This is a genomic window from Tatumella sp. JGM94, from assembly GCF_018257595.1.
Taxonomy (GTDB): Bacteria; Pseudomonadota; Gammaproteobacteria; order Enterobacterales; family Enterobacteriaceae; genus Tatumella; species Tatumella punctata.
The window spans coordinates 57,486-79,417 of record NZ_JAERJN010000003.1; the positions used below are offsets into that span (position 1 = coordinate 57,486).

21 protein-coding genes and 1 other annotated feature are annotated in these 21,932 nt (G+C 51.7%); of the genes, 8 read left to right on the plus strand and 13 right to left on the minus strand.

Going from position 1 to position 21,932, the window contains the following annotated elements; all coding sequences use genetic code 11:
* Window positions 1-2: 2 nt before the first annotated feature.
* The 3 genes from thrB to JK216_RS03140 form a co-directional block, all read right to left on the minus strand.
* A complete protein-coding gene (gene thrB, locus JK216_RS03125; protein ID WP_212707023.1) occupies window positions 3-932 on the minus strand; it encodes a homoserine kinase in 930 nt (309 codons plus the stop codon).
* A gap of 2 nt (window positions 933-934) precedes the next feature.
* The gene (gene thrA, locus JK216_RS03130; protein ID WP_212711906.1) at window positions 935-3,397 is read right to left on the minus strand and encodes a bifunctional aspartate kinase/homoserine dehydrogenase I; all 2,463 of its coding nucleotides are present in this window, start codon (window positions 3,395-3,397) and stop codon (window positions 935-937) included.
* A 26-nt stretch (window positions 3,398-3,423) separates the two neighbouring features.
* Window positions 3,424-3,546, minus strand: a sequence feature (Thr leader region).
* A 209-nt stretch (window positions 3,547-3,755) separates the two neighbouring features.
* Window positions 3,756-4,442, minus strand: a complete 687-nt coding sequence (locus JK216_RS03140; RefSeq protein WP_212707025.1) for a tRNA/rRNA methyltransferase — start codon at window positions 4,440-4,442, stop codon at window positions 3,756-3,758.
* Between the two features lie 561 nt (window positions 4,443-5,003).
* On the opposite strand from JK216_RS03140, the gene arcA reads away from it, so the two are divergent.
* A complete protein-coding gene (gene arcA, locus JK216_RS03145) occupies window positions 5,004-5,723 on the plus strand; it encodes a two-component system response regulator ArcA (RefSeq protein WP_212707026.1) in 720 nt (239 codons plus the stop codon).
* A 79-nt stretch (window positions 5,724-5,802) separates the two neighbouring features.
* Here arcA and creA read toward each other — a convergent pair whose 3' ends face one another.
* Complete coding sequence (gene creA, locus JK216_RS03150; protein ID WP_212707027.1) at window positions 5,803-6,291, minus strand: protein CreA; 489 nt, start codon at window positions 6,289-6,291, stop codon at window positions 5,803-5,805.
* Between the two features lie 206 nt (window positions 6,292-6,497).
* Here creA and robA point away from each other — a divergent pair, with 206 nt between their 5' ends.
* Entirely contained in the window at window positions 6,498-7,385 is an 888-nt protein-coding gene (gene robA, locus JK216_RS03155) for an MDR efflux pump AcrAB transcriptional activator RobA (protein ID WP_212707028.1), read from the plus strand.
* 43 nt (window positions 7,386-7,428) lie between these two features.
* Here robA and gpmB read toward each other — a convergent pair whose 3' ends face one another.
* On the minus strand, window positions 7,429-8,082 hold the full coding sequence (gene gpmB, locus JK216_RS03160; protein WP_212707029.1) for a 2,3-diphosphoglycerate-dependent phosphoglycerate mutase GpmB: 654 nt from the start codon (window positions 8,080-8,082) through the stop codon (window positions 7,429-7,431).
* A 58-nt stretch (window positions 8,083-8,140) separates the two neighbouring features.
* On the opposite strand from gpmB, the gene yjjX reads away from it, so the two are divergent.
* Window positions 8,141-8,656, plus strand: coding sequence for an inosine/xanthosine triphosphatase (gene yjjX, locus JK216_RS03165; protein ID WP_212711905.1), 516 nt, complete (start codon window positions 8,141-8,143; stop codon window positions 8,654-8,656).
* Here the strand turns inward: yjjX and trpR are convergent.
* Together trpR and sltY are read right to left on the minus strand one after the other, a co-directional pair.
* Window positions 8,647-8,970: a trp operon repressor gene (trpR, locus tag JK216_RS03170; protein ID WP_212707031.1), complete on the minus strand. Its 324-nt coding sequence runs from the start codon at window positions 8,968-8,970 to the stop codon at window positions 8,647-8,649. The genes yjjX and trpR overlap by 10 nt on opposite strands.
* A gap of 44 nt (window positions 8,971-9,014) precedes the next feature.
* Window positions 9,015-10,934, minus strand: a complete 1,920-nt coding sequence (gene sltY, locus JK216_RS03175; protein WP_212707032.1) for a murein transglycosylase — start codon at window positions 10,932-10,934, stop codon at window positions 9,015-9,017.
* Between the two features lie 224 nt (window positions 10,935-11,158).
* Between sltY and JK216_RS03180 the strand changes: the two genes are divergently transcribed.
* The 3 genes from JK216_RS03180 (at window position 11,159) to ettA (ending at window position 14,498) form a co-directional block, all read left to right on the plus strand.
* Complete coding sequence (locus JK216_RS03180) at window positions 11,159-11,737, plus strand: TetR/AcrR family transcriptional regulator (protein ID WP_212707033.1); 579 nt, start codon at window positions 11,159-11,161, stop codon at window positions 11,735-11,737.
* Window positions 11,734-12,678 carry an EamA family transporter gene (locus JK216_RS03185; protein WP_349290155.1) on the plus strand — a complete coding sequence of 315 codons (945 nt, stop codon included), beginning with the start codon at window positions 11,734-11,736 and terminating at the stop codon, window positions 12,676-12,678. Before JK216_RS03180 ends, JK216_RS03185 begins: the two co-directional genes overlap by 4 nt.
* A gap of 152 nt (window positions 12,679-12,830) precedes the next feature.
* On the plus strand, window positions 12,831-14,498 hold the full coding sequence (gene ettA / locus JK216_RS03190) for an energy-dependent translational throttle protein EttA (RefSeq protein ID WP_212707034.1): 1,668 nt from the start codon (window positions 12,831-12,833) through the stop codon (window positions 14,496-14,498).
* Between the two features lie 67 nt (window positions 14,499-14,565).
* Here the strand turns inward: ettA and nadR are convergent, their stop codons facing one another.
* From nadR to serB, 3 genes are all read right to left on the minus strand, one after another.
* The gene (nadR, locus tag JK216_RS03195) at window positions 14,566-15,819 is read right to left on the minus strand and encodes a multifunctional transcriptional regulator/nicotinamide-nucleotide adenylyltransferase/ribosylnicotinamide kinase NadR (RefSeq protein WP_212711904.1); all 1,254 of its coding nucleotides are present in this window, start codon (window positions 15,817-15,819) and stop codon (window positions 14,566-14,568) included.
* Between the two features lie 113 nt (window positions 15,820-15,932).
* Window positions 15,933-17,318 carry a DNA repair protein RadA gene (radA, locus tag JK216_RS03200; protein WP_212711903.1) on the minus strand — a complete coding sequence of 462 codons (1,386 nt, stop codon included), beginning with the start codon at window positions 17,316-17,318 and terminating at the stop codon, window positions 15,933-15,935.
* A gap of 17 nt (window positions 17,319-17,335) precedes the next feature.
* Window positions 17,336-18,310: a phosphoserine phosphatase gene (gene serB, locus JK216_RS03205; protein ID WP_212707037.1), complete on the minus strand. Its 975-nt coding sequence runs from the start codon at window positions 18,308-18,310 to the stop codon at window positions 17,336-17,338.
* 118 nt (window positions 18,311-18,428) lie between these two features.
* Here serB and JK216_RS03210 point away from each other — a divergent pair, with 118 nt between their 5' ends.
* Window positions 18,429-19,142 (plus strand): YtjB family periplasmic protein, encoded by a 714-nt coding sequence (locus tag JK216_RS03210; protein WP_212707038.1) that lies wholly within the window; start codon window positions 18,429-18,431, stop codon window positions 19,140-19,142.
* Between the two features lie 118 nt (window positions 19,143-19,260).
* Here the strand turns inward: JK216_RS03210 and yjjG are convergent, their stop codons facing one another.
* Genes yjjG through JK216_RS03225 form a run of 3 tightly spaced genes read right to left on the minus strand, consistent with a single transcriptional unit; the run spans window position 19,261 to window position 20,794 of the window.
* Window positions 19,261-19,944 carry a pyrimidine 5'-nucleotidase gene (gene yjjG, locus JK216_RS03215; RefSeq protein ID WP_212707039.1) on the minus strand — a complete coding sequence of 228 codons (684 nt, stop codon included), beginning with the start codon at window positions 19,942-19,944 and terminating at the stop codon, window positions 19,261-19,263.
* Window positions 19,945-19,971: 27 nt separating this feature from the next.
* Window positions 19,972-20,412, minus strand: a complete 441-nt coding sequence (rimI, locus tag JK216_RS03220; RefSeq protein ID WP_212711902.1) for a ribosomal protein S18-alanine N-acetyltransferase — start codon at window positions 20,410-20,412, stop codon at window positions 19,972-19,974.
* Window positions 20,384-20,794 carry a DNA polymerase III subunit psi gene (locus tag JK216_RS03225; protein ID WP_212707041.1) on the minus strand — a complete coding sequence of 137 codons (411 nt, stop codon included), beginning with the start codon at window positions 20,792-20,794 and terminating at the stop codon, window positions 20,384-20,386. Before JK216_RS03225 ends, rimI begins: the two co-directional genes overlap by 29 nt.
* A gap of 105 nt (window positions 20,795-20,899) precedes the next feature.
* On the opposite strand from JK216_RS03225, the gene rsmC reads away from it, so the two are divergent.
* Entirely contained in the window at window positions 20,900-21,931 is a 1,032-nt protein-coding gene (gene rsmC / locus JK216_RS03230) for a 16S rRNA (guanine(1207)-N(2))-methyltransferase RsmC (protein WP_212707042.1), read from the plus strand.
* Window position 21,932: the final 1 nt, after the last annotated feature.

Consider the following 21,932-nt stretch of genomic DNA (forward strand, 5'->3'; position numbering starts at 1 on the left):
GCTTACCCCAGTTTACGTGCGCCCGTCGTATCAAGACGGCAAATATGTACGAAGCCTTCATCGTTCTGCAGATAGTGCTGCTGTAACCATGCCCGGGTCTGCTCAGCCACTTCCGGCGTGTCACAGACGGCAAACAGTGTCGGTCCGGAACCGGAAATACCACAGGCCAGAGCCCCGAGTCCGGTCACAGCCTGTCGCGCTTCGGCAAACCCCGGCAGCAGTCCGGTACGGTACGGTTCAGCAATAACATCTTTCATCAGACTGGCCGCCAGCAATGGCTGACGGGTATGGCAGGCATGAATAAATCCTGACAGCATTCGGCCATGGGTTATACAGTCTGCTTTACTGTAGGTGGCAGGCAGAATAGCCCTGGCTTCTGCGGTGGAAACTTTAATTCCCGGGTAGGCCATCACCCAATACCATTCATCAAACCCCGGTACCGGTTGACAGGTAATACCATGGGCTTCCAGCATTAGCTGGAGACCGCCTAAAAAACAGGGAGCCACGTTATCGAAGTGCACGCTGCCGGAAACCCGCCCTTCCAGTTCACCCATCAGCGCCAGTAACCGGTCGTCATCCAGCGGCTTATGACAGAATTCATTCATTGCCATCAGCCCGGCGACAACTGAACAGGCACTGGATCCCAGCCCTGAGCCGATGGGCATGTTTTTTTCCAGTACCATTCTGACCGGAATATCGCGGCCAACTTCCTGGCAAAAACGCTGCCAGCACTGATAGACTATATTCTCTTTTGGATCTGCCGGCAGTTTTGAGACAAAACGACCACGATTCTCCAGACTGAAGGTTTCTGCCGCTTCTACGGTGACACAATCCCCCAGCAGAGTTCCGTCGGCCGGTGACACTGCGGCCCCCAGCACATCAAACCCGACACTCACATTGCCGATAGAGGCAGGTGCATAAACTTTTACCATAATCAGACTCCCAGCTTCCATGTCAGAGTTCTCAATAAATCTGCAAACACCCCGGCTGCCGTTACATCGTTACCGGCACCATAGCCTCTGAGTACCAGCGGAATTGGCTGATAATAGCGGCTGTAAAAGGCCAGTGCGTTCTCACCATTTTTCACTTTAAATAACGGGTCATTACTGTCGACGGCGGCAATGTTTACACTGCACTGGCCCTGTTCATCAATCGCGCCAACAAAACGTAATACCTTACCTTCTTCACGCGCTTTAGCAGCCCGTACAGAAAATGCCTCATCCAGTTCCGGCAGGCGGCGCATAAACTCATCAGTATCTGCCAGTTCTGTCAGTTCTTTCGGTAAAACCGCTTCGATACTGATATCGCTTAATTCCAGGCTCATACCGGCTTCCCGCGCCAGAATAAGTAGCTTACGCGCTACATCCATCCCCGACAGGTCATCGCGGGGATCAGGTTCGGTAAAGCCCAGCTGGCGTGCCCTGGCCGTCGCTTCAGATAACGAAACACCGTCATCCAGCATGCCAAAAATACAGGACAATGAGCCGGACAGAATGCCATTAAACTTAATTAGCTCATCACCGGCATTTAACAGATTTTGCAGGTTCTCAATGACCGGCAACCCGGCACCTACATTGGTGTCATACAGGAACTTACGCCGTGCTTTCTCCGCCTCAGAACGGATCTGCCGGTAATATGCCATAGAAGACGTATTCGCTTTCTTATTCGGCGTAACGACATGAAAACCTTCGCGCAGAAAATCCGCATACTGATCGGCCAGAGCCTGGCTGGAAGTACAGTCAACAATAACCGGGTTGAGTAAGTGGTACTCTTTCACTAGCCGGGTCAGATGTTCCAGGGAAAAAACATCCGTCGCTTCGGACAGCTGATCCTGCCAGTGATCAAGCCCGATTCCGTGAACATTGGTCAGTAATGCCCGTGAATTGGCAATACCACACACCCGCAGGTCAATATGCTTCTTCTTCAGCCATGCCTGCTGGCGGTGCAGCTGGTCAAGTAATGCACTGCCGACTCCCCCGGTACCAACCACAAATACTTCGATCACCTGATCGGTCGCAAACAGCATCTGATGAACCACCCGCACCCCGGTTGTCGCTTCCTGGTTACTGACCACCACCGAAATGGAGCGTTCTGACGAGCCCTGGGCAATGGCGATAATATTAATATTCGCCCGTGCCAGAGCTGAGAAAAATTTGGCTGAAATACCGCGCTGTGTACGCATACCGTCACCCACTACCGAGATAATCGCCAGCTTTTCGATCACTTCCAGCGGGTCCAGCAGGCCATCTTTCAGTTCCAGATAAAACTCCTCTTCCAGCGCACGGCGGGTAGAGAGAGCCTCGCTCTGAGGAACGCAGAAGCTGATACTGTATTCAGAAGAAGACTGGGTAATTAATACTACCGAGATACCTTTGCGCGACATAACGGCAAAGACCCGGGCAGCCATACCGACCATACCCTTCATGCCGGGGCCGGAGACATTAAACATCGCCATATTATTCAGGTTAGTGATGCCTTTCACCGGTGCTGAGTCATCTCCCTGCCCTGCAGAAATCAGAGTACCTGGTGCTGACGGATTGGCGGTGTTCTTAATCAGGCAGGGAATTTGGAACCGTGCAATCGGCGTAATCGTCCGTGGATGGAGGACTTTGGCACCAAAATAAGAAAGCTCCATCGCTTCCTGGTAAGACATAGATTTCAGTAACCGTGCATCAGGGACCTGACGCGGATCACAGGTATAAACACCGTCCACATCGGTCCAGATTTCACAACAGTCCGCACGTAAACAGGCTGCCAGCACCGCCGCAGAATAGTCAGAACCATTACGCCCCAGTGCCACTAATTCACCCTGTTCATTACCTGCGGTAAAGCCCGCCATCAGGATGTAGTTTTGGGGCGGAATCTGGCTGGCGCTGATCCGCCGGGTCGATTCGGTAATATCGACTGTCGATTCCAGATATCCGCCGATCGCCAGCAGCTTCTCTACCGGGTCGATGACCGTCACCCGGTGCCCTCTGGCTTGTAACAGCGCCTGCATAATCGCAATCGAGAGTTTTTCACCGGTACAGATAACGGATGCATTTACACTGTCCGGGCACTGACCGAGTAAATTAATACCGAGAATAACTTGCTGTAAACGTTTGAATTCACTGTCAACACAGGCTGTCATTGCCGCAGTATCAAACCCTGGCTGTGCTGCTGCAAGGCCACTCAGCAACTGGTCGAAAATCTGACGGGCATCGTCCAGGTTAGCGGATGCATCCTGACCTGAAATGGTTTTTTCGATTAAGGCAACTAAATGATTGGTAATTTTTGCCGGGGCTGAGAGGACAGTCGCAACCTGTTCCTGTCGTGCATTATTTTCCAGTATGTCGACAACACGCAGAAAACGCTCTGCATTTGCGACCGATGTTCCGCCAAATTTCAACACGCGCATGGTTCAATAACTCCTGAATTTATGCCGAAAAAAAAGCCCGCACCTGATAAGGGAGCGGGCTTTTTCGTTTTTTCCTGTTATGCGTCAGCCCGCACCGTTACCTGTGGTAATGGTGATGGTGGTAATAATTGTAATGTTCAGGCTGTGGATTCGCATTTATTAACTGTCTGTCTTGTATTTAATCTGTCTGCTTTCAGAAGTAAAACAAAGCGCCTGATAAGTCAATATATTTATCATTACACTCCTGAAAAAACAGATACGCATTGATACTGAAATAACCGCCAGCATCCCCATATCCCGGCAATAAGCGCCGCTTAAACCAAAATCAGACACTGAAATGTGCGGGTTTAACAGCAGATCACTCTGCCAGTTTTTTTTCAATATCATGTAACAGACGGTGCAACATTGCGCTGTCCCGTTGTTCAAGGAGTCCCAGCCGTTGATCCAGCCAGTCAGCCATTTTTACATCATCACTGACCGACAGCTTTTCCAGTAACTGGTGCGTTCTCTGGCGCAGTGCACTGAGTTGCTGTGGATCTGCACTTTTTACGACGTTTGCCTGCACCTGCATTAGTGAAGAAAACTGATAACAAAACACCATTACCGCCTGACCAAGATTCAGTGACGGATATTCAACTGCCATAGGGATCCCTGTCAGCACATCCACCAGCGCCAGTTCTTCGTTAGTCAGACCGCTTTCTTCACAGCCAAACACCAGCGCGAGTCTGTTCAGCCATTGCTGTTTTTCTTTTAGCAGGGATTCAGCCTGTTGCGGCGTCGCATAATAATGGTAACGAGCCCGGCTGCGGGCCGTGGTGGCAACGGAGAAGTCAACATCTGCCAGTGCCGACGCTAAATCAGCAAATTGCTGCACATTATCCAGAATGTCGGTCGCACCATGAGCAACCCGATAAGCCGCAGGATCCTGCCAGACAGTACTATTGACGATTCTCAGCTCACTGAATCCCATCGTTTTCATAGCACGGGCCGCCGCGCCAACATTTTCGGCGCGCGCCGGAGAAACTAAAATAATCGGGAATGACATCTCATCACCTTAAAAATGCGTAAAATCAGGTAAACCCATGGCAAAACTCCCCGATTTCTTTCGGGATTTTAACCGGTTACGCTCCACGGGAGCAGGTCAGGAATAGCTATTAATTACCTGAACAATTAACTTTCTTCTTATACTACATGCAGTTATCTATAAAACACAGTCTGCGGTGTACGGCCATATAACAACTAATAGGGAATAATTTAGCGATTTGTCCTCTGACAGGAATAAAAAAGAGATATTTTTCACACAAGTGTTAACGTGCTACACTCAGTTTTGATATAAGTCAACGAAGCGTTTTTATTTGCTTCCTGAATGTTGTTGGTGCTGTTAGCCCGCTGTTAAAGGGGTTAGGATAAAACGCATAAATTCCAGTTTAGGCGCATACAGACCGGCTGTAGTTACGCTGAATCCGTCAGTGACATAATCTGTGATGCATCAAGAACAAAACGTCGTAAATTGGCAATGCAGACTCATTATACGTCAACCGATATCTCAGACATCAGCACTGTATGCCTTGTATCAATTTTGATGGCAAATTTTAGGTAGCAAACCATGCAGACCCCGCAAATTCTTATCGTCGAAGACGAGCTAGTAACCCGAAATACCCTTAAAAGTATTTTCGAAGCTGAAGGATACGTTGTATTCGAAGCCTCCGATGGTGCTGAAATGCATCAGTTATTGACTGACAATGATGTCAACCTGGTGATTATGGATATCAATCTGCCAGGTAAAAATGGCCTGTTACTGGCACGTGAATTACGTGAGCAAGCCAGTGTTGCCCTGATGTTCCTGACTGGCCGCGATAATGAAGTCGATAAAATCCTCGGCCTGGAAATTGGTGCCGATGACTATATCACCAAGCCTTTTAACCCACGGGAACTGACTATCCGTGCCCGTAACCTGCTGTCACGGACCATGAATCTGGCTGCCAGCAGCGAAGAGCGTAAGCACGTCGAAAACTATCAGTTTAATGGCTGGACTCTGGATATTAACAGCCGTTCGCTGGTCAGCCCGCAGGGTGAACAGTATAAACTGCCACGCAGTGAATTTCGTGCCATGCTGCATTTCTGTGAAAACCCGGGCAAAATCCAGACCCGGGCAGACTTACTGAAAAAGATGACTGGCAGAGACCTGAAACCTCATGACCGTACTGTGGATGTCACTATCCGCCGTATTCGTAAGCATTTTGAGTCCAACAGCGATACACCGGAAATTATTGCCACCATTCATGGTGAAGGCTACCGTTTTTGTGGTGAGTTAGAAAACCACTAACTTTCCCTGCGGACTGTTATAATACAGCCCGTCGGTCTCCATGACCGGCGGGCTTTTTTTTGCATTTTGTGCCAGATAATTAATGCCACGGCATTATGGGTACCGCACTTATCGCATTTTTTGGTGAGCCGTCCACCAGCTTGTCTGAATAGCTCAGATATACCAGAGTATTACGGGTTTTATCGTAAAAACGAACGACCTGAAGCTTCTTAAATATCAGAGAAGTACGCTTTTTAAATACCACACTGGCTTCACCCGGTTTCAGGTTATCCGGCACAGTTACCGGCCCGACCTGCTGGCAGGAAATCGCCGCATCAGCCGTATCTTCCGCCAGCCCTAATCCGCCTTTTATACCGCCCGTTTTTGCTCTGCTGATATAACATGTAACATTTTTAACATCCGGATCATCAAAGGCTTCGATTACAATCTTATGATCGGGGCCTAAAAATTTAAAAACCGTATCTACAGAGCCTATCTCTTCGGCATGTACTCCCCCCGAAAGCGTAAAGAATACGCAGCCTGCGGCTGCAAGTTTATTAATAAAATACTGTAGTTTTTTGATTTTCATTAAGTTACCGCTTATTAGGTGATTACTGAATAATCAATATAAGGTTATTATTGATAGCTTCAAGTATTCCTTAGTCGCATGGAATTATTGTAACAACCGGAAACGATACAGTTGTAACTTTCCGGTTATTTTTGCATTAAATGCTATTCTTATATTTATAAATAATGACTGTTCAATTGTGCCAACCAGGACTGTGAGGATGTAATATGGACCAAGCTGGTATCATTCGCGATTTGCTTGTCTGGCTGGAGAGCCACCTGGACCAACCTTTATCTCTGGATAATGTTGCGTTCAAAGCCGGTTACTCCAAATGGCATTTGCAGCGGATGTTTAAAAACGTTACAGGTCATGCTATCGGGGCTTATATCCGCGCCAGGCGTTTATCCAAAGCAGCTGTCGCTCTGAGACTTACCAGTCGTCCAATCCTGGACATTGCTCTGCAATACCGGTTTGATTCTCAGCAGACATTTACCCGCGCGTTTAAGAAACAATTTAATCAGACGCCTGCCGGTTACCGCCGCGCATCTGACTGGAACTCTTACGGCCTGCGGCCGCCTATTCGTATGGGCGAGTTTTCTATGCCGCAACCGGTCTTTATCAGCTTGCCGGAAACAACGCTGATGGGACAGACGCAAAACTACAGCTGTACGCTGGAGCAGATTTCGGTTTACCGGGCAGAGATGCGCAGCCATTTCTGGCGTCAGTTTCTGCATGATACGGACTCAGCACCACAGATTCTGTATGGTCTGCATCAGGTACGTACCAGCGCCGATAAAGAAGATGAGCAGGACATCCTGTACACCACTGCGGTTGCTGAGAACGATGCCGGAGATAGCCTTCAGTCAGCGCAGAAGATTATTCTCGAAGGCGGAGATTATGTGCAGTTCAGCTATAAAGGGCCGAAGGAACAGCTGCAGGACTTTATTCTGGTCCTGTACAGCACCTGTATGCCGACTCTCGGTCTGACACGGCGTGCCGGTCAGGATATCGAACGTTTTTATACGCCAGGCGGTAAACTCACCAAAGAAAATACCGCCGAGCTGACCTGCGAATATCTGATCCCTATCCGTAACGAAAGCCGACGGGCTGCCTGACCCGTTTATAATTTCCCTGAGCCCCTCTGCGGGAACAGGGAAATTATACCTGGCGTTGCAGTTCATCCAGAGCATCTGCGGTCAGATGCGCAACATCACCGGCAGTTTCCACCACCCAGCCATTCGCCAGCCACTCACTGTTCTGATAATCGACCCGTGACAAAGAACAGTTTCGCAGACGTAAACGCCGTTCCGCCCACGCGGGTAAGCCCAGCAGCGTACTGATTAATACCCCCAGAGCCATTCCATGACTGACCAGTAAAGGCCTGCTGCCCGCAGGTAATTCCCGGCAGGCATCCAGAGCCTGTTGCATACGATCGGCCAGCGCAAACATGGTTTCGCCCCCCGGAATCTGCCCTTCTTCACTACCATCCACCAGCGACTTACGCCAGCCCTCTTCTTCTGCACTCAACTCTCTCAGTTGCCGGGTTTCCAGGACACCCATATCCAGCTCCCGTAAACGGCTGTCGGTCGACACCGGACAACAACAGTACTGTGCAATAATGTTGGCGGTCTGAAGAGTCCTGCCTAAATCACTGCTGATAATATGCGTGATCCCATAAGACTTGAGGCGTTCTCCCACCTGCTTTGCCTGCAACTCTCCCTGTGCAGTTAACGGACTATCACTTTGCCCCTGAAGGCGACGTTCCGTATTCCACAGGGTTTCACCATGACGAACCAGAAAGACTTGTAGCATATTATCTATCCATTATACTGGGCCGGCGTATCCCACCGACCTGAGTGAATTGACTATTATGTACCACGTTGTCGCCGCTACCAGCAACCCCGCAAAAATCAGTGCTATCTTACAGGCTTTTGAAGATGTCTTTGGTGTCAATCAGTGTCAGATTTCTGCGGCTGACACCGACAGCGGTGTACGTGCTCAGCCCATCAGCGATACAGAAACCCTGACCGGAGCCCGCCAGCGGGTTGCCAATGCCCGTAACCGTCAGCCGGATGCCGACTTCTGGGTTGCAATAGAAGCCGGCATCGACGGAGCACATGCTTTTGCATGGATAGTTATAGAGAATACCAGCCAGCGGGGAGAATCCCGTTCTGCCAGCTTTTTGCTGCCGCCCGCCGTATCAGAACAACTTCAGCACGGCAGAGAACTGGGGGAAATAATGGCGGAGCTGACCGGTATTGAAAATATTAAACATAAAGGGGGGGCTCTCGGCGTATTAACCGAAGGTCGTCTGACCCGCACTTCGGTTTATCATCAGGCACTGTTACTGGCGTTATGTCCGCTACAGCACCCTTACTACCGCTGATCAGTATTCAGAGACAACTGAGATTCCAGCCATTGTCTGAATGCCGCCGGAGACTCTTTCAGACTGTTAGAGCCACGAGTGATGGTCGCGATGCCCACCCCCAGCTGGTCTTTTAACTGTCGCTGACTGATCTCCCCGCGCATCAGTTCTTCAATAATCCTCAGGCGGGTCGCCAGGGCCTCACGTTCATCCGGCGTCATCATTAATTGTAATAATGTTTCCGTCTGCTGATCCTCCACTGCCTGTTTCATTAAATTCACGAAACGTGACCAGTTAAATTCAAAATTTTCTTCTGCATTGACAGAGGGCAACATAGATGGCTTCCGTACTCATTGATGAGTACGGAAGCATAGCATACTCAATAGCGGCTCTTCCACTCTGCATCCTGTAACACCTGATCCGGCTGTCCCATGAAATAACGATAATAAGCATCATATGCCAGCACGTTCTTCACATAGTTACGGGTTTCTGCAAAGGGGATAGTTTCGATAAATCCGACAACATCCAGTTTACCGCCACTGATCGCCTGCCACTTACGTACCCTGGCCGGGCCGGCATTATAAGCCGCAGAGGAGTAAATACGGTTCTGATCAAACTGACGATAGACATAATCAAGGTACTGCATGCCGATCTGGATATTCATCAGCGGATCCAATAACTGGCTGCTGTTGTTATAACCGCTGACAGGAAACATTTTTACTGTATGGGCTGCGGTTGCAGGCATTACCTGCATCAGACCACTGGCACCGACCGGGGAGCGTATTTTCGGGTTCCAGGCACTTTCCTGCCGGGAAATGGCCATCGCATAACTTACCGGGATAGCTTTCCCAGCCGAATACTGCTGGTAATATTGCTGCCACGCCAGAGGAAAGCGTTCTTTCAGGCTGTCCCACATTTTAGCAGTGATTGTCGCCTGTACACTTAAGTCCCACCACTGCTGTTCGCTGGCATAGCGGGCCAGCATCCTCTGCTGAAGCTGCGGTTTGCTGTGAATCAGATTTGCCCATTCGCTGCGGGCCAGATTGTCCATCCCCCAGTACATAAGCTCCCTGACCCTGGCAATTTCCGCCCCCTGAGACAAACCGGCCACTGGTGCCGGTGCCGGGTCAATGGTCAGCTTATAAGGTACGCCCAGCTTCTGGGCTGCCACCATCGGATAAAAACCACGTTGTGTCATCAGAGTACGGAGGATCTGATCAGCCTGCTGTTTGTGGCCCTGCTCCAGCAGCAGGCAGGCCTGCCAGTATTGCCACTCATCTTTCTGTTTGGCTTCCACCGGTAACCGGGCAATCCAGGTATTCAGTCCGCGGTGATCATTGTCAGAAATTGCCTGACGGACCCGTCGTTCGATCAGTGCCGTCGAGTCACTGTCCATAACCACCGCATCACGCCAGCGCATCTGTTCAGAGGTAATATCTGCCCCCATAAACTGCCAGGCTACGGCTTCTTTCATCATCTGAGCCTGCGCGCCGGACATTTTTTGCGCAGAAACCAGCGACGGAATAAGTCCGCGGGCATTTTCTGCATCCTGCCTCGCCAGACGGTTGAAAGCGATCAGGGTGATCTGTCGGCTGAAATCGTCCGGTGATACGGCACTGGCGAAACTGCTGACCGCCTGCGGGGTTTTCTGTAACGCATCCAGCGCACTGCTCAGCGTAGTATAATCCGGCGGTAGCATGGTAAGCAGATGCCGTAGCAGGCCATTATTATCAGCGTTAAATGCCAGAACGACCCGCTGTAATACCGCCGTGGGGCTGAACTGTGCTGAGGACTGCCAGGCCGAAAATAATGCGTCACAACTTGCTGGCAGGTTAGTCCCTGTCAGCCATAATTTTTTGGCGCCTTCCCAGGCCAGTTGCTGTTTACCTGTCGCCCAGTTTGCATAGTACCAGTTACATTGCGCCTGTACCGGTGCTGGCCGGGCAGGACTAAAACTGAGTAATCCCTGCCAGTCCTGACGTCTCGCCAGTTCATTAATAAAACGGTTTTTCAGGCTGTAGGATGACGGTAGTGTCGGGTATTTTTTCACAAAATCAGAGATGGCCAGCGAGGTTTCCTGATTAAGATCCTGAGACAACAGACGATACTCAAGGTAAGGATACAAAGGATAGTCTTTCAGAGATGGCATCATTTGCGCCACCACATCCATTTGGTTGTTATCCCAGGCCTGTTTAATTTGCTGATAGCGCTGACGTTGCTGGTCTAATGAGTCAGCCTGACTCAACCCGGCAACCCCTGTCAGACAGATACCCAATACCCAATGCTTCCACCTAATCACTCGTTTCTCCTCTTATCGCCTGCTGCCGGTAAATATATCGCCCGCCACTGTCCATGCTAGCGGGTTAAATGCTCACTGACTATGATCTGTAAAAAATTTACTCAGCTTGACTTAAAGGCCGTCTCTCCCCGTCCGGCGGAAAACACTTTCCCGTCAGCATCGATCTGCACATCACGGATAGGTATACTGGTCTACCTACTTCACTATAGCGAATCAATAATCACATGACTCCGGACAATATATCCTCCGCCAGCGATAAATTACTTAAGGCTGCACAGGTACTGTTCTATAACTACGGCATTACCGCCACCGGCATTGATGCGCTGGTAAAACGGGCCGGGGTAGCGAAAAAAAGCCTGTATAACAATTTTAGTTCGAAAGACGCACTGATAGAGGCTTATATCACTGCCCGTCACCAGCAATGGCTGGATCTTTACCAGCGCAGAGCCGCAGAGATCATCTCGCCTCAGGAAGGAGTCATGGCGGTTTTCAGCGCCTATGCAGATCATGCCGGGTTTGACTATGAACACGCCTTTCGTGGCTGTGGCTTACTGAATGCCGCAGCCGAATTGCCGACCGGATCCGCGGGACGTCAGGCAATCAGCAGACATAAGCAGCAAGTGGAAGATATTCTTAAGCAACATCTCAGCCAGTTAACGCCCGACCATCAGCGCAGTGATTTACTGGCTCGCCACCTGTCATTTTTGCTGGAGGGAAGTATCTCACGGGCCGGACTGGAAGGTAACAGCCACTATGTTCAGCAGGCTGCTGAAATGGCCAGAATACTGACGGAGGCCCTGTGAGCCACAGCAAACCACACCCTGTGTCAGGCATTATCGCTGTCCTTATTGCCGCTATCTTATGGGGCACCACTGGTACCGCAGCCACCTTTGCCACCGGTGTCAGTCCGCTGGCGATTGGTTCAGTCGCTATGGGCAGTGGCGGCCTGTTGCAGGCACTGCTGGCCCTGCCGACGATCCTCGCCGGACGCAAAGAAATGGCTGCAAACCGCAATTTTCTGTTGGCCGGTGCCCTGGCTGTGGCTGTCTATCCGCTGGCATTCTATGCTGCCATGCATTATGCCGGTGTCGCCGCGGGCACGGTGATTTCCATCGGCTCTGCCCCGCTACTCTCGGCACTGATTGAATACTGGTTTGACGGTCATTCCCTCAGCCGGCAGTGGCTCACCGGTGCAATGACCGGTGTCGCAGGGATAGTGCTGTTATGTATTGCCGAAGGCAATGCCGCTGCTGCGGGTGACAGTCTGCAAACAGCGGCCGGTATCCTGCTCGGCCTGCTTGCCGGGCTGACTTATGCACTGTATTCCTGGTCTGCACGACGGATGATGAATAACGGTGTCAGTGCCAGTGCGGCAATGGGATCGACCTTTGGTGCCGGTGGTTTACTGTTGATCCCTGTGCTGTTGCTTAGCGGGGCTCCGTTGCTGGCTTCAGTCACCAATACCTGTGTTGCCCTTTACATGGCACTGGTCCCCATGTTTATTGGCTACCTTTGCTATGGTTACGGACTGGCGCGTATCAAAGCCAGTACCGCCACCACCCTGACGCTGACAGAACCGGTGGTGGCAGCATTGCTGGCGGTCACACTGGTCGGCGAACGGTTGCCGGTAACTGGCTGGGCCGGTATCGGATTCATTATTCTCTGTCTGGTCATCATCAGTTTGCCCGGCAGAAAACCGTCCCGACGTACGGCGTCAGGCAATATCCCTCCCGCAACAGGCTAACCGCTGCCAATGCCGGTTCACGGCCCTGCCCGGAAAGCCGGGCAGTTTTCCGGGCCAACATCCGGCGGGGTGTCTGTGATTATAGGCAGAAACAGGCTACACTCCTCCCCTGAATTATTATGATCAATACGCATTAAAAGAGGCTCATTCTCGTGGCTCAATTCGTTTACAGCATGCATCGCGTGGGCAAGGTTGTCCCGCCAAAACGGCATATTCTGAAGAACATCTCCCTGAGTTTTTTCCCGGGCGCAAAAATCGGTGTTCTGGGACTTAACGGTGCCGGTAAATCCACCCTGCTGCGCATCATGGCCGGTATCGATACTGATATTGAAGGTGAAGCCCGTCCTCAGCCGGGCCTGAAAATTGGCTATCTTCCCCAGGAGCCTCAGCTGAACCCGGAACACAGTGTCCGTGAATCCGTCGAAGAAGCCATGTCTGAAGTCGTCGGTGCTCTGAAGCGTCTGGATGAAGTCTATGCATTGTACGCAGAGCCTGAAGCTGATTTTGATAAACTGGCGGCAGAACAGGGACGGCTGGAAGAAATTATCCAAGCGCATGACGGCCATAATCTGAACACCCATTTAGAACGTGCTGCGGATGCACTGCGTCTGCCAGACTGGGATGCCAGAATTGGCACACTGTCCGGAGGCGAACGCCGCCGTGTGGCCTTATGTCGTCTGCTGTTAGAGAAACCTGACATGCTGCTGCTCGACGAACCGACGAACCACCTGGATGCCGAGTCCGTTGCATGGCTGGAGCGCTTCCTGCACGATTTCGAAGGGACTGTTGTGGCTATCACCCACGACCGTTACTTCCTTGATAATGTTGCCGGGTGGATCCTCGAGCTTGACCGCGGTGAAGGTATTCCATGGGAAGGTAACTACTCATCCTGGCTGGAACAAAAAGATCAACGCCTGGCACAGGAAGCGTCTTCTGAAGCTGCCCGCCGTAAATCGATCGAAAAAGAGCTGGAATGGGTACGCCAGGGCGCCAAAGGACGCCAGTCTAAAGGTAAAGCCCGACTGGCGCGTTTTGATGAACTGAACAGTGTTGAGTACCAGAAACGTAACGAAACCAGTGAACTGTTTATCCCGCCGGGAGCACGTCTGGGCGATAAAGTCGTGGAAGTTTCCCATCTGACGAAAAGTTACGGCGATCGCTTACTGATCGATGATTTAAGCTTCTCCGTCCCTAAAGGGGCTATCGTCGGAATTATCGGTGCCAACGGCGCGGGTAAATCAACCCTGTTCCGCATGTTATCAGGTCAGGAACAGCCAGACTCAGGCAGCATTGAACTGGGTGAAACCGTTAAACTGGCGTCCGTTGACCAGTTCCGTGATGCCATGGACAACAGCAAAACCGTGTGGGAAGAAGTTTCAGGCGGCCAGGACATCATGAAAATTGGTAACTTTGAAATGCCAAGCCGTGCCTACGTCGGCCGTTTCAATTTCAAAGGCACTGACCAGGGGAAACGAGTCGGTGAATTATCCGGCGGTGAACGCGGGCGTTTACACCTGGCGAAGCTGCTGCAGGTCGGCGGTAACCTGTTATTACTGGATGAACCGACCAATGACCTGGACGTGGAAACACTGCGCGCCCTGGAAAATGCCCTGCTGGAGTTCCCCGGCTGCGCAATGGTCATTTCCCATGACCGCTGGTTTCTTGACCGAATTGCCACCCATATCCTCGACTACCAGGATGAGGGTAACGTCGCATTCTTCGAAGGTAACTTTACCGAATATGAAGAGTACAAAAAACGCACCCTCGGCGCTGAAGCCCTGGAACCAAAGCGTATCAAATACAAGCGTATGACTAAGTAATCTGACGCCTGAATCACAAGGCCTCCCTGCCGGGGAGGCCTTGTGATAGTCAGCCATAACGCGAGTATCAGGTCCTGTCTGCCGGCTGCTCTGCCGGATGTTCCAGCATATGTGTTACCAGTTCGATACAACGCAGAAAACGCGAATCATAGTCGTCTTCTTTTACCCGGATATAACGGATATCGTTCTCTTCCAGCATCTCCAGCAACATCGTCTGGAATTCACGCCGGTCGACAGAACTCCCCAGGCTACGCAGCCCGTCGGCTACCCAGGGCACATTATTCTCCAGCACAATCACCAGATCGAACCGGTATTCATCGATCATCGCCTGCACAAACGGATGTTCACGGCCTTCATATTTCACACAGAAAGCCTGAGTAGTCACAAAATCCGTATCAATAAAGGCGACTTTATTGGCATACTTTACTGCAAAATCAATATACTGCGCCTGGCCGAGGGCAATTTTATCGTAATCAGAATATTGCAGTGCTATTTCATCGCCCCCGAGATGAGAAAACACATAATCACGGCCATATTCCCAGGCACTGGTGGTATTAAAAATATTCGCCAGCTTGTTTACCAGGGTGGATTTCCCGCTTGACTCACCGCCCAGTAAGGCCACCTTGCGCACAAAAAAGGGTTTAACTTCAGTCGGTATATATTCCCAGTAACGGAACGGATCCTGACGGATTTGTTTACCGCTGATATTCATAAATGAGCGATCCGGATCGACCAGTACCGCGCGGATGGCGAGGTGCTTCTCAAACATCGGAGCATCGGCCGCTTCGCTGGTATACACCTTGTCAGGTGTAATATTATGTTCTGCCAGGAAATGCTTCATCCCCTGGCTCCAGACATCCCAGCCATGAGGATAAGGCTCCATGCCCTCTTCGTTAAATGAGTGAATACGAATATTTTTCTGATATTTGAAGGTCTGTAACAGCCAGCGCAGGCGGTCACTGGTCGTCGGCTGTTCAGACATAGCGCTGTTTTCAAACAGCAGACGATCGCGCGGATCATCATGACCCATAATAATATGCAGTTCATCGACCTGGCTGCAGGCACGCTGGATCAGGTAAATATGTCCGGTATGCAAAGGGTAAAACTTACCAAACACTACCCCGACGGTTTTTTCCCTGCGCGGGAACTCCAGCCCGAGAAACCGGTGCAGGGCTTCCAGTTTGCGGGCACTGGGGCTGTTAATTTTGGCATTAATCAACTGACTCAGGTAACCCTTGGTCATATCACAAGCATCAGCAACCTGCTGCAGGGTATGTCCTTGCTGACGAATTGCCTTTTTCAGATAGTCATAAGTCGACATCAGTAGCCTCTGGTCATCTGCCGGATAACAGCCCGGGCGCTGACTCTGCGGGGCTGCCGGTCATAAAGGACAGTGACCGGAAACACGCCCCGGACACTGTGCTGAATCAGCTACTACGCCAGATCTTCTAATATATCCAGCGCATCAGCCAGTTTTTTCACGGTATATACCGTCATACCTGCCGGGGGTTTTTTCGGGGCATTGGCTGACGGAACAATAGCACGACGAAACCCATGTTTTGCCGCCTCAGAAATACGCTCCTGACCACTGGGCACAGGGCGGATTTCTCCGGCCAGACCGACCTCACCAAAGATCACCAGGTCCTGAGGCAGTGGCCGGTCACGCAGACTGGATACCATTGCCAGCAAGAGTGCCAGGTCTGCACTGGTTTCGGTGACTTTTACGCCCCCGACCACGTTAACAAATACATCCTGGTCTGCCATCTGCAAACCACCGTGGCGATGCAGCACTGCCAGCAGAATAGCTAACCGGTTTTGTTCCAGCCCGACAGCTACCCTGCGCGGATTACCCATCATCGAATGATCCACCAGCGCCTGAATCTCCACCAGCAATGGCCGGGTACCTTCCCAGACCACCACCACCGAACTGCCCGACGTCACTTCATCACCGCGTGACAGGAAAATCGCTGACGGATTGCTGACTTCACGCATTCCCTGTTCGGTCATGGCGAAGACCCCCAGCTCATTAACCGCACCGAAACGGTTTTTATGGCTGCGCAGCGTACGGAAACGGGAGTCCGCATCACCATCCAGTAAGACGGAACAATCGATACAGTGCTCCAGGACTTTTGGCCCGGCCAGTGACCCGTCTTTAGTGACATGCCCGACCATAATAATCGCCACATCATGCATCTTGGCGAAACGAGTCAGAAATGCCGCCGTTTCACGCACCTGAGATACACTGCCGGGTGATGACTGGATATCAGCCATATGCATAACCTGGATGGAGTCAATCACCATCAGGCGGGGTTTTTCCTCTGCGGCGATCTGACAGATTTGTTCAATGCTGGTTTCCGACAGCATATTCAGATTATCGGTCGGTAAACCTAACCGATGTGCCCGCATAGCGACCTGCTGTAACGACTCTTCACCGGTCACATACAGGGTTTTCATCTGTTGTCCCAGCTTACAGAGCGTCTGCAGTAACAGGGTTGATTTACCCGCGCCCGGATTACCGCCTATCAGAATTGCACTGCCTGGTACCACTCCGCCGCCCAGTACGCGGTCGAACTCTTTAAATCCGGTCGAAAAACGGGGCAACGCTTCCAGACTGATTTCTGAAAGTTTCTGAACCTTCGATACCCCGGCACTGCCTGCATAACCGGATAACCGCTCATTACGGGCAGCCGCAGGCGTGGAAGCGATGCGGACTTCGGTAATACTGTTCCAGGCCTGACAGGCACTGCATTGCCCCTGCCAGCGCGGGTAATCAGCACCGCATTCATTACAAACGTATGCACGTTTCGCCGCTTTGGCCAAAACAACTCCTCAGCTTATTAATGTTCACGGATCAGGCCACCGCTCAGAATACAGAGTACTCCGGTCAGAGAGGCATTATGGATAGTGACACTGGCTTTCTCATTAACCTTCGGTTTGGCATGGTAAGCAATCCCCAGCCCGGCAGCCTTCATCATCAGTAAATCGTTAGCACCGTCACCGATAGCCACAGTCTGCTGCTTAGGTATATCAAAGCGCGTGGCCAGTTTTTCCAGAGTTACCGCTTTATATTTAGCATCGACAACCGGGCCGGTTACATTGCCGGTCAGGCGACCATCAAAAATTTCCAGTTCATTGGCGGCCACTGCCACCAGGTCCAGCTGGTCACGCAGATAATCGGCAAAAAAAGTGAATCCCCCGGAAGCAATGGCGACTTTCCAGCCATAAGACTGTAATTCAGCCACCATCGAACGCAAACCCGCCATAAAGGGCAATTCATCACGGACCTGTTTCAGGATGGTTGCATCAGCGCCTTTCAGAGCGGCAACCCTCTGCCGCAGACTGGCTTCGAAGTCCAGCTCGCCGCGCATTGCCCGCTCTGTGACTTCAGCCACCTGTTCACCACAGCCTGCCAGTTTGGCAATTTCATCAATACATTCGATCTCGATCGCAGTCGAATCCATATCCATGACCAGCAAACCGGGGGTTTTCAGGTGCGGAAGTGATCCCAGCGGCACCACATCCAGACCAGACTCATGGGCCAGTTTACTGGCTCTTGGCGTCAGGGAGCCGGCAAGGCGTATCACCTGAAAATCATCAATGGTCCAGCCACTGACAATAACCATTGCAGCACCCAGCCGGTGCTGATAATCCGTCAGACGCTGTTTATCCAGCCCCTGTCCGTAAAGTAACCAGCCAGTGCTTCCGGCACGGTAATCCAGCGGCATAACTTCATCGCCACTGAGAGATAAAGGCAGACCCGGCCATTGCGCAACATCGGCAGGCAGATCACACCAGGTAAGACGGTTTGGCATCAGAGCTCCTGTAGGGGACAACAAAACCACGCAAGAGGCTACCCCGAGTGCGGCTATTCTGGCAACATAAACCATAAGTCATTACGATTATTCGCGTCAGGAATGAGACACGCCGCCCATGGCAAAACAGAAAATAAAGTTTACGCTGCACCGCACGCTGATCACTCTTGCCTGTCTGGCCTTGCTGGTATTACTGATGCAGGGGGCCTCATGGTTTAGCCTGAATCGCCAGAAAGTTCAGTCAACACAAGTTGAAGAACTGGCTAATACTCTGGCGCGGCAGGTGGCTTTTAGTCTGCAGCCTCTGCTGGGTGACAGTAATAATCGTCAAAACCAGATTGATGCTGTTTTACAGCAACTGACTACCGGCAGCAGGATACTCGATGCTTCGGTCTACGATCCCAGCGGAGCACTTATCGCCCATCGTGGGGAAACAATTCCGGTAAGAGACCGTCTGGCGCTTGATGGCCAGCGGGCTGGCAGTTATTTCAATCACCAGATAGTACAACCGGTAGAGGGAAAAAATGGTCCGCAGGGATTTCTGAGAATGACGCTGGATACTCATGTACTGGCCACCGAGTCACGGCAGGTTGATAACACCACCAATATTCTGCGCCTGATGATGCTGCTTTCGCTGGCTATCGGGCTGGTGCTCAGCCGGACATTACTCAGAAACCGGCGCAGCCACTGGCAGCAGTCGCCATTCCTGCTCACAGCCAGCCAGCCGGTCGCGGCTGAGCCGGAAGACGATGACAACCCGCCGGCAAAAAAAACCGCCGGCAAACCACGGCGTGCGGCGAAAAACAAAAAAAGACGACGGGCTTCACGTTAATCCTGCCGTCATTATCTGTACTGTGATATCCGGCGGGTCAGGTTATCGGACAGCCGGCGCTGACTGAAACCAGTAATCTGCACCTGACCAGCCACTGCCGCAAAACAGTGGCTGTATGTTAGCCGGCGGCCAGAAGCGCCTGCAGCGCCGCCAGATCCCTGACCTGCCAGTCAGGCCGCAGGGTCGCAGGCAGGCTGCGGGTGCCATGATCCAGCCAGCAGGTTTTCAGACCGGCATTAATCCCTCCGAGAATATCAGACTCGGGGGTATCTCCCACCATCAGCACTCTGTCGGCGGGCGGATTTCCCAGTTGTTGCAGGGTGTAATCAAAAATAGCCCGATCAGGTTTGGCAATCCCCAGTTGTTCGGAAATGACCAGTGCATCAAAGTAATCACTGAAGCCGGTTCGCTCCAGCCTGAGTTGCTGTAACCGGGTAAAACCGTTGGTAATAATCGCCAGCCGGACTTTGCCTTTCAGGCTATCCAGCAACTGTTCTGCGCCGGGTAACGGCCTGCAGATATCGGCCATCGCCAGCAGAAAACTATCATTCAGCTGTTCCGGTCTGACATTCAGTCGTGCAGCCAGAGGGATAAAGCGCTGCACCTGTAATTGTGCCGCAGTAATTTTACCTTCCTGGTAATCAACCCATAGTGGCTTATTCAGGGCCTGATATTCAGCATAATCCTCAGCTGAAAATTCCGCACCACAGGCAGTGAACACTTGCTGTAAACCGTGAAAAGCGTCAAAAGAAAAGAGGGTTTCATCAGCATCAAAAATAATGCAATCCAGTGTATCCAGCATCGGGGCTCCGCCAGCAATAGAATCAGGTTACAGTACCAGTGCCATCAGGAGTGCATCCTCACGGCCGGTCGCTGTCGGGTAGTAACGTGGTCTGAGTGAGACCTGATTGAAGCCCAGCTGTTCATAGAGTGCTATCGCCGGCAGGTTCGATTCTCTGACTTCAAGCCAGAGGGTCAGAACACCGCGGGCCGCTAACTCATTGATCAGATGTTCCAGCAATTGCCGCGCATAACCACGCCGCTGGAAGTCAGGATCAACCGCAATATTAAACAATGAAGCTTCATCCAGTACGATCTGGGTAATGGCAAAACCGGCCATTTTACCGTCAGCATCGATACGATAGTTCAGGTAGCGTTCACCCTGATTACCGGCAAAGGTTGCCGCCGACCAGGGAAAAGCATGACAGCGCTGCTCAATTGCCAGCGCCAGCACCTGGTCTTCAGGCGCGAGGGAAGAAATGACTGTCATAAGTTGTTATCTGTTGCCACAGGGTGCGTTTAGCCGCACTGTTATTAATAAGTTCACTCAGCGGGGGGGTGGCTAATTGTACCGCTGCATACTGTCGGTCCGCCGGAATCCCCAGCAGCCATACCGGGCAGTTCAATGGCTCCGGCAGCATCGATAACTGTCGTTCGCTGACCGTCACTGACTGATGTTGCCGTAGCCCCAGGCTGCGAAGCACATCCTGCAGAAAACCCGTCGCCGATGGCTGCGGGTCGGCGGTAACGATCACCAGCCGGGTATCAGGGGATAAGCGCACAGCGACTTCTCCCTGTAATGCCCTCGGGTGATGGAGCCGGTACTGGGTAATACCCATCTGCTGTAACAGCCAGTCACGCCTGTTTGCCATAAATGATGTCCGCCGGTAAGAAGATTACGCGCCTATGCTAGCAAACCCATCGTACATGCGCCAACAAACCACTATAATCACCGGGCTTAAGAATAAGGAGTTAATATGTCCGCGTATACACCGGCGAGTGAAGTCATACTGCGCCACAGTGAAGAGTTCGAAACCCGCCATGTTTTATTTGCCGGGGACCTGCAGGACGACCTGCCGTCACAGTTACTGACCGCATCCCGCAAAGTACATACCCAGCAATATCATCACTGGCAAAATCTGCACCCGCGGATGGGTGACGATGCCAGTTTCAGCCTGGTAGCTGATACCCGTATGGTCAGCGGCTGTGACACTCTGGTGTATTACTGGCCAAAAAACAAACCGGAAGCCCAGTTTCAGCTGCAAAACCTGTTATCCCTGCTCCCCGTGGGCAGCGATATTTTTATCATCGGTGAAAACCGCAGCGGAGTGCGCAGCGCCGAAGCCATGCTGGCTCCCTGGGCTGCGGTCACGAAAATAGACAGCGCCCGCCGTTGCGGCTTATATCACGGTCGCCTCGAAAAACAGCCGGAATTCGATGCCGACCGTTTTATTAACCACTACCAGAGCAATGGGCTGACCATTACCACATTGCCCGGAGTATTCAGTCGTGATGGTCTGGATGCAGGCAGTGCGTTATTACTGTCCACACTCAGCGCCCATACCAAAGGCAAAGTACTGGATGTCGGCTGCGGTGCAGGCGTACTATCCGTGACCCTGGCCAAACATTCACCGAAAGCCCGTCTCTGGCTGACCGATGTTAATGCCGCAGCATTAGCGGCCAGCAAATTAACCCTGGCCGCCAATGACGTGGAAGGGGAAGTCTTTGCCAGCAACGTCTTTTCTGATGTTACCGGTCGCTTCGATATGATTATTTCGAACCCGCCGTTTCATGAAGGACTGCAAACCAGCCTTGATGCCGCAAACGCATTAATCCGGGGTGCGGCCAGGCATCTGAATACCGGTGGCGAATTACGGATCGTGGCAAATGCCTTTTTACCTTACCCTCAGGTACTGGATGAAACGTTCGGCAACCATGAAGTACTGGCCCAGACCGGCCGTTTCCGCGTTTACCGCAGTGTTTACGGGCGTGGCAGCCGGGCAAAGTAAC

Bases quoted from the DNA above. Each gene is read 5' to 3' on its own strand.
- arcA (WP_212707026.1), top strand. From the start codon at position 5,004: ATGCAGACCCCGCAAATTCTTATCGTCGAAGACGAGCTAGTAACCCGA.
- thrB (WP_212707023.1), bottom strand. From the start codon at position 932: ATGGTAAAAGTTTATGCACCTGCCTCTATCGGCAATGTGAGTGTCGGG.
- robA (WP_212707028.1), top strand. From the start codon at position 6,498: ATGGACCAAGCTGGTATCATTCGCGATTTGCTTGTCTGGCTGGAGAGC.
- yjjX (WP_212711905.1), top strand. From the start codon at position 8,141: ATGTACCACGTTGTCGCCGCTACCAGCAACCCCGCAAAAATCAGTGCT.
- thrA (WP_212711906.1), bottom strand. From the start codon at position 3,397: ATGCGCGTGTTGAAATTTGGCGGAACATCGGTCGCAAATGCAGAGCGT.
- rimI (WP_212711902.1), bottom strand. From the start codon at position 20,412: ATGACAGTCATTTCTTCCCTCGCGCCTGAAGACCAGGTGCTGGCGCTG.
- gpmB (WP_212707029.1), bottom strand. From the start codon at position 8,082: ATGCTACAAGTCTTTCTGGTTCGTCATGGTGAAACCCTGTGGAATACG.
- JK216_RS03140 (WP_212707025.1), bottom strand. From the start codon at position 4,442: ATGTCATTCCCGATTATTTTAGTTTCTCCGGCGCGCGCCGAAAATGTT.
- rsmC (WP_212707042.1), top strand. From the start codon at position 20,900: ATGTCCGCGTATACACCGGCGAGTGAAGTCATACTGCGCCACAGTGAA.
- nadR (WP_212711904.1), bottom strand. From the start codon at position 15,819: ATGTCGACTTATGACTATCTGAAAAAGGCAATTCGTCAGCAAGGACAT.
- creA (WP_212707027.1), bottom strand. From the start codon at position 6,291: ATGAAAATCAAAAAACTACAGTATTTTATTAATAAACTTGCAGCCGCA.
- JK216_RS03210 (WP_212707038.1), top strand. From the start codon at position 18,429: ATGGCAAAACAGAAAATAAAGTTTACGCTGCACCGCACGCTGATCACT.
- JK216_RS03180 (WP_212707033.1), top strand. From the start codon at position 11,159: ATGACTCCGGACAATATATCCTCCGCCAGCGATAAATTACTTAAGGCT.
- JK216_RS03225 (WP_212707041.1), bottom strand. From the start codon at position 20,794: ATGGCAAACAGGCGTGACTGGCTGTTACAGCAGATGGGTATTACCCAG.
- trpR (WP_212707031.1), bottom strand. From the start codon at position 8,970: ATGTTGCCCTCTGTCAATGCAGAAGAAAATTTTGAATTTAACTGGTCA.
- serB (WP_212707037.1), bottom strand. From the start codon at position 18,310: ATGCCAAACCGTCTTACCTGGTGTGATCTGCCTGCCGATGTTGCGCAA.
- yjjG (WP_212707039.1), bottom strand. From the start codon at position 19,944: ATGCTGGATACACTGGATTGCATTATTTTTGATGCTGATGAAACCCTC.